This is a genomic window from Pseudomonas sp. 1152_12 (genome assembly GCF_052850675.1).
In genome coordinates this window covers 199,921-213,871 of record NZ_VXCW01000002.1, presented here as the reverse complement: position 1 = coordinate 213,871, position 13,951 = coordinate 199,921, and the positions used below count along the sequence as shown (strand labels likewise).

At 58.6% G+C, this 13,951-nt stretch carries 11 protein-coding genes, 1 other RNA gene and 2 pseudogenes; 5 read left to right on the top strand and 9 right to left on the bottom strand.

The features are described from left to right. Window positions 1-18 precede the first annotated feature (18 nt). Window positions 19-786, top strand: a complete 768-nt coding sequence (locus tag FW764_RS03650; RefSeq protein ID WP_446432794.1) for a substrate-binding periplasmic protein — start codon at window positions 19-21, stop codon at window positions 784-786. Window positions 787-840: 54 nt separating this feature from the next. Next, on the top strand, window positions 841-1,212 hold the full coding sequence (locus FW764_RS03645; protein WP_446432793.1) for a VOC family protein: 372 nt from the start codon (window positions 841-843) through the stop codon (window positions 1,210-1,212). On the opposite strand, the pseudogene FW764_RS03640 reads toward FW764_RS03645, so the two are convergent. Next, window positions 1,126-1,929, bottom strand: a pseudogene (locus FW764_RS03640) (DMT family transporter); the annotation flags it as partial. The gene FW764_RS03645 and the pseudogene FW764_RS03640 sit on opposite strands and share 87 nt — an antisense overlap. A 5-nt stretch (window positions 1,930-1,934) precedes the next feature. Here FW764_RS03640 and FW764_RS03635 point away from each other — a divergent pair. Then, window positions 1,935-2,258 (top strand): annotated as a pseudogene (locus FW764_RS03635) (LysR substrate-binding domain-containing protein); the annotation flags it as partial. A gap of 60 nt (window positions 2,259-2,318) precedes the next feature. Further along, a complete protein-coding gene (locus FW764_RS03630) occupies window positions 2,319-3,221 on the top strand; it encodes a DUF2167 domain-containing protein (protein WP_446432792.1) in 903 nt (300 codons plus the stop codon). Between the two features lie 85 nt (window positions 3,222-3,306). On the opposite strand, the gene FW764_RS03625 is transcribed toward FW764_RS03630, so the two are convergent. The 4 genes from FW764_RS03625 to FW764_RS03610 all read right to left on the bottom strand — a co-directional run bounded on the left by FW764_RS03625 (window position 3,307) and on the right by FW764_RS03610 (window position 8,226). Then, window positions 3,307-3,897 (bottom strand): hypothetical protein, encoded by a 591-nt coding sequence (locus tag FW764_RS03625; RefSeq protein ID WP_446432791.1) that lies wholly within the window; start codon window positions 3,895-3,897, stop codon window positions 3,307-3,309. A gap of 1 nt (window position 3,898) precedes the next feature. Then, a complete protein-coding gene (locus tag FW764_RS03620) occupies window positions 3,899-4,945 on the bottom strand; it encodes an N-acetylmuramidase family protein (protein WP_446432790.1) in 1,047 nt (348 codons plus the stop codon). Window positions 4,946-5,091: 146 nt separating this feature from the next. Then, window positions 5,092-6,099, bottom strand: a complete 1,008-nt coding sequence (locus tag FW764_RS03615) for an N-acetylmuramidase family protein (RefSeq protein ID WP_446432789.1) — start codon at window positions 6,097-6,099, stop codon at window positions 5,092-5,094. Window positions 6,100-6,267: 168 nt separating this feature from the next. Then, window positions 6,268-8,226 (bottom strand): hypothetical protein, encoded by a 1,959-nt coding sequence (locus tag FW764_RS03610; protein ID WP_446432788.1) that lies wholly within the window; start codon window positions 8,224-8,226, stop codon window positions 6,268-6,270. A gap of 165 nt (window positions 8,227-8,391) precedes the next feature. Between FW764_RS03610 and FW764_RS03605 the strand changes: the two genes are divergently transcribed. Continuing rightward, complete coding sequence (locus tag FW764_RS03605; RefSeq protein WP_446432787.1) at window positions 8,392-8,787, top strand: hypothetical protein; 396 nt, start codon at window positions 8,392-8,394, stop codon at window positions 8,785-8,787. Between the two features lie 106 nt (window positions 8,788-8,893). On the opposite strand, the gene ffs is transcribed toward FW764_RS03605, so the two are convergent. The 4 genes from ffs to zipA form a co-directional block, all read right to left on the bottom strand. Next, window positions 8,894-8,990: signal recognition particle sRNA small type (gene ffs / locus FW764_RS03600), an RNA gene on the bottom strand. Between the two features lie 115 nt (window positions 8,991-9,105). Next, window positions 9,106-10,269, bottom strand: a complete 1,164-nt coding sequence (locus FW764_RS03595; protein ID WP_446432786.1) for a zinc-binding metallopeptidase family protein — start codon at window positions 10,267-10,269, stop codon at window positions 9,106-9,108. Window positions 10,270-10,402: 133 nt separating this feature from the next. Continuing rightward, window positions 10,403-12,769 (bottom strand): NAD-dependent DNA ligase LigA, encoded by a 2,367-nt coding sequence (gene ligA / locus FW764_RS03590; RefSeq protein ID WP_446432785.1) that lies wholly within the window; start codon window positions 12,767-12,769, stop codon window positions 10,403-10,405. A gap of 87 nt (window positions 12,770-12,856) precedes the next feature. Continuing rightward, complete coding sequence (zipA, locus tag FW764_RS03585; RefSeq protein ID WP_446432784.1) at window positions 12,857-13,720, bottom strand: cell division protein ZipA; 864 nt, start codon at window positions 13,718-13,720, stop codon at window positions 12,857-12,859. Window positions 13,721-13,951 lie beyond the last annotated feature (231 nt).

The following is a 13,951-nucleotide window of genomic DNA, read 5'->3' as shown; positions in this document are numbered from 1 at the left end:
CCTGAACCTGGAGAGTGTATGCGCGTAGTCCTGGGCGCCTTATGGATGATTTCCGTTGCCAGCCTCGCGGCACCCACGCCCTTGCGCTTCTCGGTGTCCGACAGCTGGGCGATGCCCATGGTCCAGCTGGAAAACAACCGGCCGACCCAGGGCATTTTGTATGACTTGATGTTAAGCCTGGCCACCCAGGTCGGGCGCCCCGCCGAGTTCCACGTACTGGCCCGGGGGCGCATCGCCAATGCCATGAAGCACGGCCGCATTGATGTGCGCTGTTATGTCACCCAGGCCTGGGTGGACAACCTGTCCGGCGACTACGTTTGGAGCGTGCCGCTGATGGTGCAGCGCAATGTGATGGTCAGCAGCCACACTGCGCGGCCACCCGTGCAACTGGACAAACTGGCACCACAGCCGATCGGCACAGTACTCAACTACCGCTACGCGGCACTCGACCCGCTGTTTGCCAACGGCCAACTGACTCGTGACGATTCGCGCAGCGAAGAACTGGTGCTGCATAAACTGGTGGCCGGTCGTTTCGACTACGCGGTGATCAACGAATGGACTTTGGACCGCTTCAACCTGAATCTGCCGCCGAAGCAGCGCTTGCACAAGGTTGCGATCATTGATGAGCAACGCCTGGGCTGCATCGTGCGTAACGATCCGAACGTGCCGGTGCGACAGATTTTACGCGCGCTGCTGCAGATGAAGATGTCGGGAGAGATCGACGCCACCATCAAGCTTTACACCGGTGAGAATGCGCAGCCCCTGCACGCTCCTGACAAGATCTGACAGCACCGCCTTATAGACTGGGCTCACGTAACCGCCCGTTCTCAAGGAGCCAACATGACCCCCGTCGCCCATTATTTCCTGCTCTACGTCGACAGCCCGGCCACCAGCGCCAACTTCTATAGCCGCCTGCTGGACAAGCCCCCGGTGGAACTGAACCCGACCTTTGCCCTGTTCATTCTCGACAACGGCGTGAAGCTGGGGTTGTGGTCGCGACACACCGTGGAGCCGGCAGCGCACATTACCGGCGGTGGTGGCGAGGTCGGATTTTCGTTGCCCGACCAGGCTGCCGTGGAGGTCCTGCACGATCAATGGGTTGCGCGCGGCGCGACGATCATCCAGTCACCGACCACCGTGGATTTCGGCTACACCTTTGTCGCCGAGGACCTCGATGGTCACCGGCTGCGCGCGTTCAGCCTGAGCGACTGACCGAAAGCGGCCCTCCAGGCTGATGGCCGCCACACTGGCCAGCACCATCACACCGCCCAGCATCACCTGGCGGGCAATGTGCTCGCCCAGCAGGGTCGCGGCCATCACCATGGCCACGGGCGGAATCAGGTACATCGCCACCGACGCGCGGCTAACCTCGACGTGTTTCAACACGTAGGCCCAGGCGAGATACGCCAAGGCGCTGGGAAAAATGCCGAGTATCAGCACTGCCAGGTTTTCTGGCAGCGGTGCCTGCCCCACGGTATCGGCCAGGCCGGGCAGGTTCACGCACAGCATCAGGGTGCCCGTCCACACCATGTAGCACGCCATGGTCAGCGGGCTATAACGATGGGCGTAGTGTTTCTGAATGGCGAAGTACAGGCTCCACGAGACCGCCGCCAACAGGATCAGCAAACCACGCGGGTCAATGTCGCTCAAGCCCTGATCGCCCCAGATCACCACCAACACCCCGAGCAAACCCAGCAATACACAACTCCAACGCCAGGCACTGACCCGCTCCTTCAAACAGAAGAACGCAATCAACACACTGAACAGCGGCGCCGACTGCTGCCCGTAATTGAGACTGGTGTGGTGCAGGAACACCCCGAAAAAACCCAACACCAACAGCCAAGGCAGATCACGTAAACGCGGTCGCCCAATGCCGACCACCCACGCCACACCGCCCATGAATACCGATGCAATCAAAAACCGCAACAGGCCAGCTGGCCGGGCGCACGTTGCTGGTGTGGCCATCCGGCTGCCCGTATCGCGCGGCGCTGGAAAACTGGGTCAAGCCCCACGACTTCATGCCAAGCATCGCCAGCTATACCAGCTGGGGCACGATCATCGGCTGCGTCAGCGCCGGGATTGGCGTGGCGTTGGCGCCGGAAGGCATCCTGGCCCGCTATGAGCAGGCGAATCAGTTGGCGTCTTATCGATTTGAGGAACTGCAGGCCGTGGATAACCTGCTGTTCTGGCACAAGGACACCCAGCGGCACTTGGCACGGGATGCGTTTGCCGGGCTGCTGCGCGAGACGTTTGGCTAACCAAAACAGCAAATTTCAGATACTCTCCCGCGAAATTAATTCAAAATGTAAGGGACTACCATGAATTTCTTCCGCGCGTTGATCGCGGCGGCCGCCTTGAGCCTGTCTGCCATACCCGCCTTTGCTGCCCCAGCGCCTGCGCCCGACGAAGCCAGCACACCCACGGAAACGGCCGAACACTTCCTGGCCTCACTCAAGCAGAAGACCGGCACGGTCACCCTGCCCAGTGGCATTGCAACGCTCAAGCTCAACGATGAGTTCTACTACCTCGACCCCACCGACACCGAGCGTTTGCTGACCGATGGCTGGGGCAACCCACCCGGCTTCAAGACCTTGGGCATGATCGTGCCAAAAGCAGTCAGCCCGTTGTCGGAACGCGGCTGGGGTGTGATCGTCAGTTACAAGGCTGATGGGCATGTTTCCGACGAGGACGCGGCGAAAATCGACTACGCCGAACTGCTCAAGCAAATGCAGGAAGAAGACGAGGAAGACAACAAAGAGCGCCAGAAACAAGGCTACGCGGGCCTGCACCTGCTCGGCTGGGCCGAACCGCCGCACTACGACGACACCACTCACAAAATGTATTGGGCACGCGAGCTGAAGGCCGACGACGCCCAGCAGACCACCCTCAACTACAGCATCCGCGTGCTGGGCCGTGAAGGCGTGTTGGAACTCAACGCCGTCGCCGCCATGGCCGACCTGGCCACCATCAAACAGGAAATGCCCAAAATCCTGGCGTTTACCAACTTTACCGATGGCAACCTGTACACCGACTTCAACCCTAAGACCGACAAGCTGGCCACTTATGGCCTGGCTGCATTGGTTGCTGGCGGGATAGCGGCCAAGGCTGGGTTGTTCGCCAAGATCGGCATATTCCTGCTGGCGGCGAAGAAGTTTCTGGTGATCGGTGTAGTGGCGCTGCTCGCTGTGATCCGCAGGCTGTTCAACCGCAACAAGGCCTGAACCCCGGATATAAAAACGCCGCAACGGGCATGGCACGTTGCGGCGTAAAGCGTTGGCTCAGTTCTGCGCAGCTCTGGCTGCTGGCTCAGCTTTTGGGTGCAGACAGGCGACTGTATTGGTCCTGGCTGATCCAGCCGGTAAAGGTATGGTCCTTGGCATTGGTGAACTCCACCTGGGCCCAGCCGTCCTTGAACGCCAGCACGCCAACCACATCATTTTTGACAATGTACGGGTGCTTGCCGGCCGTGTCGCCAGGGGTTTTCAGCAGGGGCGCCTTGTCGGCAGTCACCGTCACCAGGCCTATCCATGGGTTGCTGGCGGTCTGGGTCAGGTCCAGCCCGGTGGCGATTTCCGGCATCAGCACGCTCATGCAGCCCGGATGCTGACGGCCCTGTTCCACGGTCAGCGTCACGCCGTCGGAGGAGGCCGCCACGCTGCCAGGGTAGGCCTCATCGAGCCAGGTGGTGAGCGCTTCGGGCTTGCCTTGCAAGTAGAACGCGCAGCTGCGTGTCACGCCTTCGCCCAATTCTTCCGCGTAGTAGCCTTCGACCTGATGCTCTGGCGTGACCGCCAGCATCAGCCCCTCGTACTTACCCGAGTGCAATTCGGCGGCCCCGGCCAATGCGGGCGTCACGGCACATAACGACAACACGCCCACTGCTAGAAATCGGATCATCTTATTTCTTCCCCTCAAGTGCTTCGTAGGCATGCTTGATACGGCGGTCATAATCGCCGTAATCCTTGCCGTTATAGTTACGCGCCATGGCGACGTAGTCTTTGTCTTTCATGGCTTTGATCAACGCCGGGCTTTTGCTGCAAAAACCGAGGAACGCCTTTAGTTGATGACCGGCATTAATCTTTAATGCCGCCGCGAATTCAAACACGGTCTTGTAACCGCAAGAGGTGTAGTTGAACCCCATGATCTGAAACATGCCCCACGACGCTGACATCAACGCGGCTTCCTGGTCCAGCGCAAACGCGGTGGCCATGGTTCCCCAAGCCTTGGTCTGGTCCTTGTTATTGGCCTGCCACTGCGGCCCGGCCTTTTTCACATAGGGGTACGACAGCAGCGGGTGTGCCTGGTCGTAGATGTGCTTGGTGTACTTGCGAAATAGGTGCCCTTCAAAAGCGATCACCGGTAACTTGGCTGGCCCAAAACCTGAGCGGCCGCCGGACTCGACGGTAGCGAAGGCCTTGATGATATTCACCGAGATACCGCTGCCCAAGTGCGTGGCGGCGCTCTGAAAGTCGGTCTCGGTGAGCGTCATGCCGCCATCGCACGTGGCCTGGAGCATCAATTGCCGGTTGCGCCGCTCGGCCTCGACCATCGCGCGCATGCGGTCCAGGTACACATTGACCGTGGCCTGCACGGCGTCGCCGTTGTTATTGCCGAACACATTGAGAAAGCTCGGAATACGCATCGTCGGGAAGGCTTTCACCGGCACCTTCACCGCTTCTTCGATCAGGCTATTAAAGGTTCGCCCGGTAGGGTCGATCACACCATCAGGGTGCGCGTACTTGAGATGGCGAAACTGATACTGGCTAATGCACTGCACCAGTTGGCCGTCGCACTTGCCGTTTTCGGCCAGCGGAAAGCCCATCTTGGGAATGATTAAATTGAATAAATACTGGACGCACTGAACATCGGCGGGCAAGTTGCGCGCTTTACCGGGCGCGCCTACCGAAGCGCTGATAAGACCGGGCAACCCTTGCAGGCTCTTCATCACAGACATCCTTGTTAGTTAAAGAAGCGATAGCACTTCAATATCAAGCCGACACACTCGTCACACTTTGAAACAAGTGGCCGGCGGAAACTAACAAGATGGTTTTGGGTTGTCCAGTAGGCGCTATGGACATTGTGAAATAGCCGTCATGCGCGGCTACTTTTCTTTTCCAGTGCCTCAAAAGCTTTTTGGATGCGCCTGTCGTAATCGCCATAGTCGCTGCCGTTGTAGTTGCGAGCCATGCCAGCATAATCCTTATTCTTCATGGCCTTGAACAGGGCCGGGTTCTTGCGGCAAAAAGCGACGAACGCCAGCAATTGCTGGCCGGCATTGAGCTTCATCGCGCTGACAAAATCGAACACGCTCTTGTAGCCACAGGCGGCGAAGTTGAAGCCCATGATTTGAAACATTCCGTAGGACGCCGACATCAGCGCCGCTTTCTGGTCCAAATTGAACGCATCGGACAAGGTCCGCCAGGCCGTCGCCTGATCCTTGTTATTGGCTCGCCATTGCTGGTCGGCTTTGGCCAGGTAAGGGGCAGACAAATAGGGATGGCTCTTGTCGTATTTTCTCTGGGTGTACTTGTGGAAGATGTGCCGCTCATAGGCAATTATCGGCATTTTTGCTGGCCCGAACCCGGAGAGCCCACCGGACTCAACAGCGGCGAAAGCCTTGATGATATTAATCGAGACAGCGCCACCTAAGTGAGTGGCAGCGTTCTGAAAGTCAGCCTCGGTCAGGGTTACGCCACCATCGCATGTGGCCGTCGTTACCAACTGGCGCTTGTCCGACAGAGGCTGGATCGGAGCCGGGGCGGGCACAGAGATCTGTTGAACCTTGGCAGTAACAACATTGGCCTGAGGGACGGTATTTGCAATGCGCGCATCCTCAACCAAGCTGTTGAACGTTCGACCGGCCGGGTCAATCACCCCGTCGGGCTTGGCAACATGGAGACGGTTCAACTGATAGTCGATGATGCGCTGGACCAACAGCGGTCCACAAATGCCGTCCACGCTCAACGGTTTATCAGATTTGAGCGCAATCAGATTGAACAGACGCTGAATAGTTTCAACATCAGCGCGCACATTTCTGGCACTGCCTGAGGTGCCTACAGAGGCACTGATAAGACGGGGTAACTCTTGAATGCTGGTCATGGCAATCATCCTTGCTAAGGAAATGAGTGCCATCACTTCTTCACTACTCCAGCACCACAGTCATGTTTTAAAAAACGCGTTTATGACGTTAGCACGCGGCGTAGAGTTGTCCAGCAGACTCCCGCAATTGCTTGGTAAAAACATAGTCAGTAAGACCTGTGCAGCGCCTCAAAAACCGGGGGTTTCACGGTATTGATGACCGTGATACTCGATCCACTCGACCACATCGTAAGGAAGATAAAGCTGCTGCTTGGCGCGCGAGATTGCGATATATACAGCACAGATCCGCTCGTCCAGCTCATACGCATTCCTGAATCTCACGTTGGTGAGCAGTTCGGTCGTCAGCAGAACCCGATCAAACTCCATGCCCCCGGCCTCCTCTGCCATCATCAGCAGGCAGCTTTTGCCGGGCAACCCGATCATCCGGTTCAATCGGGTCAAATCGGCGACTTTGAAGCCATTTTCCAACTCGGCCTCAACCCAAAGAAACGCTTCGTCAAATTGATTAGCCTCACGCACCTGTTTCCAGTCAGGCAGGTCGCTGAAATACGGGTGCACGCCCTTTGTGCTCTGACCGGGTGTGTAGAAGTCCGACTTGAACAATTCGATGGCAGTGGTCATGAAATAGACGAGATCGCGCTGCGCCTTGGCCTGGGCAAAACTGAATGCACAGTTGGCATCGTGCAGTTGCATGGCCCACTTCATCATGTCCCATTTGGACGCAGTCAACACCACACAGCCTTGCGGTGGCACAAAGCCCATCGGGTAAAACTCAATACCGACGTCAGCATCCCGGGCGCCCTCGAAAAGCACCTTGCTCTTGTTCGAGTGCCGGTAGATCAGCGGATTAACCAATTGCTCGACATTACGGCCTGATCGAACGGAATAGCTGATATGACTGTGTCGAACATCGCGCCCTCGTGTGACCATAACCCCACGGGTCTGCTGATACTCATCCCCAAGAGTAATCAGCACTTGACCGCCCCGCTCGATAATTTGCATCAACGATTCGGGAATATCCTGGCTCTCGTCAATGAACACGTGCGTGTAACGAGGCGGCACCACACAACCCGCCAAGCTTGCACGCTTGATCATCAACAACGCATCAAAGCCAGTCTGGCTGGCCCATAGCGGGTTCGTCTCAAGGTAGCGCCACACGCGGCTCGAATACTCCAGGAGCACCCTGATGTCCACGCTGGCCAGAGGCTGCTTGAAAAAAGGCAGGTGCCGCTCCGACAGGCTGTAATCCCGGGAGCGGCAATAGCATTCGAGCACCTTGAAGCACACCTCCAGGGCAGCGGGCGCATCGAGGTGACGAAAGCCGAGGATATTCAATTCCTGCGCCAGTGCTTCCCGGCTCGGCCCTCTCAGCGGCGTACGCACCGGCTGGGCCCTTGGGCCGTACAACAAGGTGCTCGCAAAGCCCTGGAAGGTCTGGCCTGCTCGTTTCTCTGACTGTGTCACCATGCGTCGACGCAGTGTTTCCAACTTGTCATCGGTGCGCGCCAGCAGCAGTGTTTTTCCCGGCTGCAGGTGTTCGATCAAGGCAACCAGCATGTGGCTCTTGCCTATCCCGGCATAGCCTTGCACATGCAGGTTCTCGTCCAAATTGGCACGAAAGGTTTTGATCAGTTTGTCTTGCTCGGCGCTCAACCAACGCTCCCGATGCCTGGGCGTGACCATCTGCTGACTGAACGGGTTGTTGCCTTGAAGGTGACGCTGCTTGTACCCCGCATCCCACTGGCCATCAGGTAACAGATACGCCTGCGCCAGGACTTCATCGGCCAGCAGAAAACGCAGCTTCAACTTTTTCACGACTTCCAGGCCGAAGTACAGCTTACGCGGGTCGAACAGACGCTGTGCTTCCGACTGTAACCCCCCAACCGCTTCATGCCTCGCGTCGACAGCCCAGCCAATCAGCTTGGCTAGAACTTTCTCGGCATTCTCAGCGGTGAGATCCTTTTCAGCCATTTGCGCCAGGTTCTGTATGACCAGCAACGCGGCCAATTCGGGGTTGGTCAGGGTGACAAGTGCCTTTACGTCAGCGGCTTCCAACACGCCCTTGGCGGTTTCAAAGGTGATCGGCAAGAAAACGGGGCTGGATAAATCAAAATGTTCGGGGTGCATACATCCTCAGAGCCAGTGAAGATTCGTCACGGCTATCATCATCTGACGCGCAGGTCGTTTCAGCGGGCAAACGCGAAGTATGCCACCCTTCAGCGCAGGTGATGGTTCTTCTGGGCTACTGTGACGGGCGCCAACGCCCACCGATTAAAACATTCAAGGATTGAAATGAAACCTACGCTGCTGATCATGTCGGTCTTTGCCCTTCTCTGCGCTTGCACCTCGCCCCCTGGGGCCGTAGCACCTGATCTGTCGCGCCCTTCAATTGCGCAAACCCATTCGGTGATATTCGACGGCAAAACGTTTGTACTGAAATTCCAGAAAAATGGCCTGCGGGAGTACTTCCCAGAGAAAGAAAGCGTCGATGCCTGGAATGAAATGGTGGACTTCACCGTGGTCCCTGCCGAGCTGAGCCGCTTCACCCCCCTCGAACTGGGCACACGCACCGTCCAGCTGCACCAGAAGGAAAACCCGCAGATGCCGGCCGAGCTTTCACAAAGCGTCACGACTATCGGGCAGGAAATAGTGCCGGTGATAAAGGCATTTCCCCTTTACCGCCCGTAATGCTGTCGAGCGCACAGCAAAAATCCGTTCGCAGGCAGTGAATGCCAGCAAAACACATAAAAGATTGGAATTTGAGGGTGATACAAGGAGAGCGTTATGGAGGCAACCCCACCAGCCACACCCCGGCACACAATGTTCCCGCTGTGGCTGCTGCCTTCCGGCTCTGACCAGGTTCACGGGTAATCGTTGCGGGGGGACCGATGGGGTCACCATAACGACGCTGGCCTCTCGGCAAGCGGGGCCATTGTACCGATCTGATCGGAACTTACAACCGTTGATGCCGGATTAAAATATGAAGCGACTCAAGCACTTGTGCCACTACCGAATCACGGACTCATCGGCCCTGCCACCCTCCTCCTGGATCACTAGGTGAATGAAGTGCAGCTTGGCGATCACCGCCGGTGGCAACACGAAGGGATAGAAATCCGGCTGCCCCATGCTGCGTGACAGCTCATTGAGCATGCCAGCCAGCTCGATCCACGCATTGACGAATGACAGGAACGCCGCACCACCGGGGTGTTCGGGGTCGTAGAGCGTGCTCAGAGGGAACGGCTGATAATCCAGGTCCATCTCGCGGGCGCTCATGCCAAAGCCCAGGGCCGTGTCGACGGCGTCCATCATATGCAGGTAGTGAGCCCAGGTTTCGGCCCAATCTTCCCAGGGGTGCATCGTGGCGTAGGCGCTGACGCAGGTGTGCGCCCAGTCCGGACGCGGACCGTGCTGGTAATGGCTGTCGAGGGCCTCGGCATAGCTGGCACGTTCGTCGCCGAACAGGGTGCGAAACGCTTCGAGCCAATGGCTGTGGGCGATCAATCGGTCCCAGTAGTAATGCCCGACTTCATGGCGAAAATGGCCGAGCAGCGTGCGATAGGGCTCGCGCATCTGTACGCGGAGCTTTTCGCGATGGGCGTCGTCGGCTTCCTTGATGTCCAGGGTGATCAAGCCGTTGGCATGGCCCGTGGTGGGCGCGTTGCCCTCCAGATCAATGCCAACGAAATCAAAGGCCAGGCCGGCGTCTTCATCGACGCTTTTAGGCACCACCTGCAAGCCCAGGCTGATCAATTGCGCGACCAGTCGGCGCTTGGCGGTTTCTACTTTGCCCCAGCGTTCGGGGTTTTCCGGCACGGACAAGTCGGGAATGGTGCGATTGAGGCTGCAGGCCACGCACAACGATGCGGTGCTATGGGCAGGAATCAGCCAGTTGCAAGCCGCCGGGGTGTCGAGGTTGGCACAGCGGCGGAAGGCGCCGGCCGCCAGGTTGTCGTCCGCCAGCCACGTGCCGGCGACCGGGCCCGCTTGCAGCGATGACAGACGGCTCTGCTGCGGCTGATAGCCCAGCAGCGCCTGGCAAGCCAGGCACTGGCTGTTGCGAAAGAACAGGGACTGGCCGCAACGGCATTGCCACACCTTGCTGTTGCGCGAGGTGTCGGCCATGAACGGTGCAGCAATGCGCGAACTGAGTTGCTCGAAGTAGCGGAACATGGCGATCTCTCCCTGGTGACCAAGACTAGATCATATTCCGCCTGCAATCGTTCAACGTGGGTTGGGGGCTGCTGCGCAGCCCAGCGCGGGGCAAGCCCGCTCGCCACAATAAGCTCACTGCCCACACACGCCGTCAGACGGTGATGTTGTGTTTGGCCAAGAAGGCCACAAACGCTTCTTCGTCGAGCACCTTGAGCCCCAGCTCGGTGGCCTTGGCCAGTTTCGAGCCGGCACCTGGCCCTGCGACCACGCAATGGGTTTTGGCCGATACCGAACCCGCGACCTTGGCGCCCAGGCTTTCGAGTTTGTCCTTGGCCACATCGCGACTCATCAACTCCAGGGAGCCGGTCAGCACCCAGGTATGCCCGGCTTCCGGCAAGCCTTCGACGACCTTCTTCTCGCTCTGCCAGTGCATGCCGAAGTCCTTGAGCTGCTGCTCAATGGCCAAGGCATGGTTGGCGTTGTCTGCGTTATCGAAGAAGTCGCGCACGGCTTTGGCCTGCTTCTCGGGCAGCGCCTGGCGCATATCCAGCCAGTCGGCCTTGATCACACCTTCCAGAGAGCCGAATTTATCCGCCAGTTTCTGCGCAGCGCCAGGCCCGACGCTGGGCACGTGCAGCTTGTCGAGCAAGCCGCCCAATGTAGTGCTGGCGGCGAACTCGGCGCTCAGGTCGCCCTGTTCCTGCAATTGCAGCGCGCATTCATCCGGCGACAACAGCGCGCCAATCACCTCTTGGTTATGGCCGTCTTCGAAGAAGCTGTGAATCTCGTGTGCCACTTCAAGACCCACATCCGGCAAGTACGTCAGCACTTGCGGCAAGGCTTTCTGCACGCGCTCCAGGGACGCCAGCGAGCGCGCCAGCACCTTGGCGGTCTCCTCGCCGACATCAGGAATGCCCAGGGCGTAGATAAAGCGCGCCAGGGTCGGCGTCTTGCTGTTTTCGATAGCGCTAATCAGCTTCTTGCTGGAAATATCGGCAAAGCCTTCCAGGTCGATGATCTGCTCATACTTCAATTTGTAGAGATCAGCTGGCGAACCGATGAGCTTCTCATCCACCAGTTGTTCGATGGTCTTGTCGCCCAGGCCGTCAATGTCCATGGCACGGCGTGAGACGAAATGGATAATCGCCTGCTTGAGCTGCGCGCCACAGGCCAGGCGCCCGACGCAGCGGTACACCGCGCCTTCGCTGACGGTTTCCTTGCCCTTGCTGCGCTTGACCAGTTGCGTGCGCTCCACGTGGGAGCCGCACACCGGGCAACGCTCGGGGATCTGCACCGCACGCGCGTTTTCCGGACGGCGCTCAGTGACCACCGACACGACCTGCGGAATCACATCCCCGGCGCGGCGGATGATCACGGTATCGCCGATCATCAGACCCAGACGCGCGACTTCATCCATGTTGTGCAAGGTGGCGTTGGACACGGTCACTCCCGCGACCTTGACCGGCTTGAGGCGCGCCACCGGCGTCACCGCACCAGTGCGGCCCACTTGGAATTCCACATCGAGCAGTTCGGTCAGCTCTTCCATGGCCGGGAATTTATGCGCAATGGCCCAACGCGGTTCACGGGCGCGAAAGCCCAGCTCACGTTGCGAAGCAATGCTGTTGACCTTGAACACCACGCCGTCGATTTCATACGGCAGGCTGTCACGCCGCTCGCCGATATCGCGATAGTAGTCCAGGCACTCCTGGATACCCTTGGCCAGCTTCAGCTCGTGGCTGATTGGCATGCCCCACTTCTGCAATTGCTGCAAGTTGCCGATGTGGGTGTCGCTGATATCCGCCGTCACTTGGCCGATGCCATAGCAGCAGAACTCCAGCGGGCGGCTGGCGGTAATCTTCGAGTCCAGCTGGCGCAAGCTACCGGCAGCGGCGTTACGGGGATTGGCAAAGGTCTTGCCGCCGACTTCCAGCTGCGAGGCGTTCAGCCGCTCGAAACCGGCCTTGGACATAAACACTTCGCCACGCACTTCAAGCGTCGCCGGCCAGCCGTTGCCGTGCAGCTTCAGCGGAATATTGCGCACAGTGCGCACATTCACGCTGATGTCTTCGCCGGTAGTACCGTCGCCACGGGTGGCACCGCGTACCAACTCGCCGTTTTGATACAAGAGGCTGACCGCCAGGCCGTCGAGCTTCGGCTCGCAACTGTATTGCACCGCTGCGCCACCGCCGAACAGATCGCCCACCGGCAAGTCCAGACCTTCGGTGACCCGGCGGTCAAACTCGAGCATGGTGGTTTCATCAAAGGCGTTACCGAGGCTGAGCATCGGGATTTCGTGCTTCACCTGCGTGAACGCCGACAACGCCGCACTGCCGACCCGCTGCGTCGGTGAATCACGCGTCACCCGCTCCGGATGCTCAGCTTCCAGGGCCTTGAGCTCGTTAAACAACCGATCGTACTCAGCGTCCGGAATGCTCGGCTCGTCGAGGACGTGATAGCGGTAGTTATGCTGATCCAGTTCAGCGCGCAGTTGGAGGATGCGGGTATGGGCGGCGGTCATGGGTGTTCTCTCAGAAAGCAAAAGAGCAGCCGAAGCTGCTCAATATGTTAGTGCGCTTATTCTACCGACAACGCTGAAGACCAATCCTCAGCGTTTCTGTGTCAGGGCGCGACGCTCGAACTCAACGATGCGCTGACGGTAGTGTTCGATGGTCTGGGCAGTCAGAACGCTGCGTTGGTCGTCCTTGAGCTCGCCATTGAGTTCCTGCGACAGCTTGCGTGCGGCGGCCACCATCACGTCAAATGCTTGTTTCGGGTGACGCGGGCCTGGCAGGCCGAGGAAAAAACTCACAGCCGGCGTGCTGAACAGGTCGATATCGTCCAGATCGAAGGTGCCCGGCTTGACCGCGTTGGCCATGGAGAACAGCACTTCGCCGTTACCCGCCATGCTTTCGTGGCGGTGGAAAATGTCCATCTCGCCAAACCGCAGGCCGCTTTCCAGGATGTTCTGCAACAGCGCCGGGCCTTTGAAACCAGCAGCGTCGCGGCAGATCACGCTGATCACCAAAACTTCTTCGGCGGCCGGCTGATCGTTGACCGATTGGCGCGACGCGCCCTTGGTTGGGGTCTCGTCCGGGAAGTCGTCATCGCGGCTGCTGAAGCTCGGGCCGTCATCGACATCCAGGTTCAGGTCGCCCTGATGCGGCTCGGCAACCGCTGCACTGCCGCGCTTGCCACGCTTGGAAGACGGTTCACGGCCTTCACGGACCGGCGCGCTCATCGACGGCAAGTCGTGTTCGTCCAATTGCGGCTCTTTATGCGTATCCAGCACACGCGGCGGCCCCAGCAACTCGGCGCTGCCGTCGTCGTCGGGCAGGTTGGACAGGTTGCGGTCCAGGCGAAATTTGAGCTTGCCCTTGCCGCCGCGCATGCGGCGCCAGCCATCAAAAAGAATACCGGCAATGACAATAATGCCGATGACGATCAGCCACTCGCGCAGACCGATTTCCATGTAATCCCGTGCCTCTAATAAAAAATGCTGAAAAATAAGGGGTTTAGCACCGTGCAAACCGCTTTAAAACGTGGCGCCAACTCTATGTTCTGACTGACGTTTTACCCACGCATACGAAAAATTGACATTAAACTAGCACGACCAAAGATAACTTTACACCGTCTGTCAAAATGGCTTGAAAAAATATGTCTATTTGCCACTTTCGTCAGACCGGTAAACCCTCTTACAGCC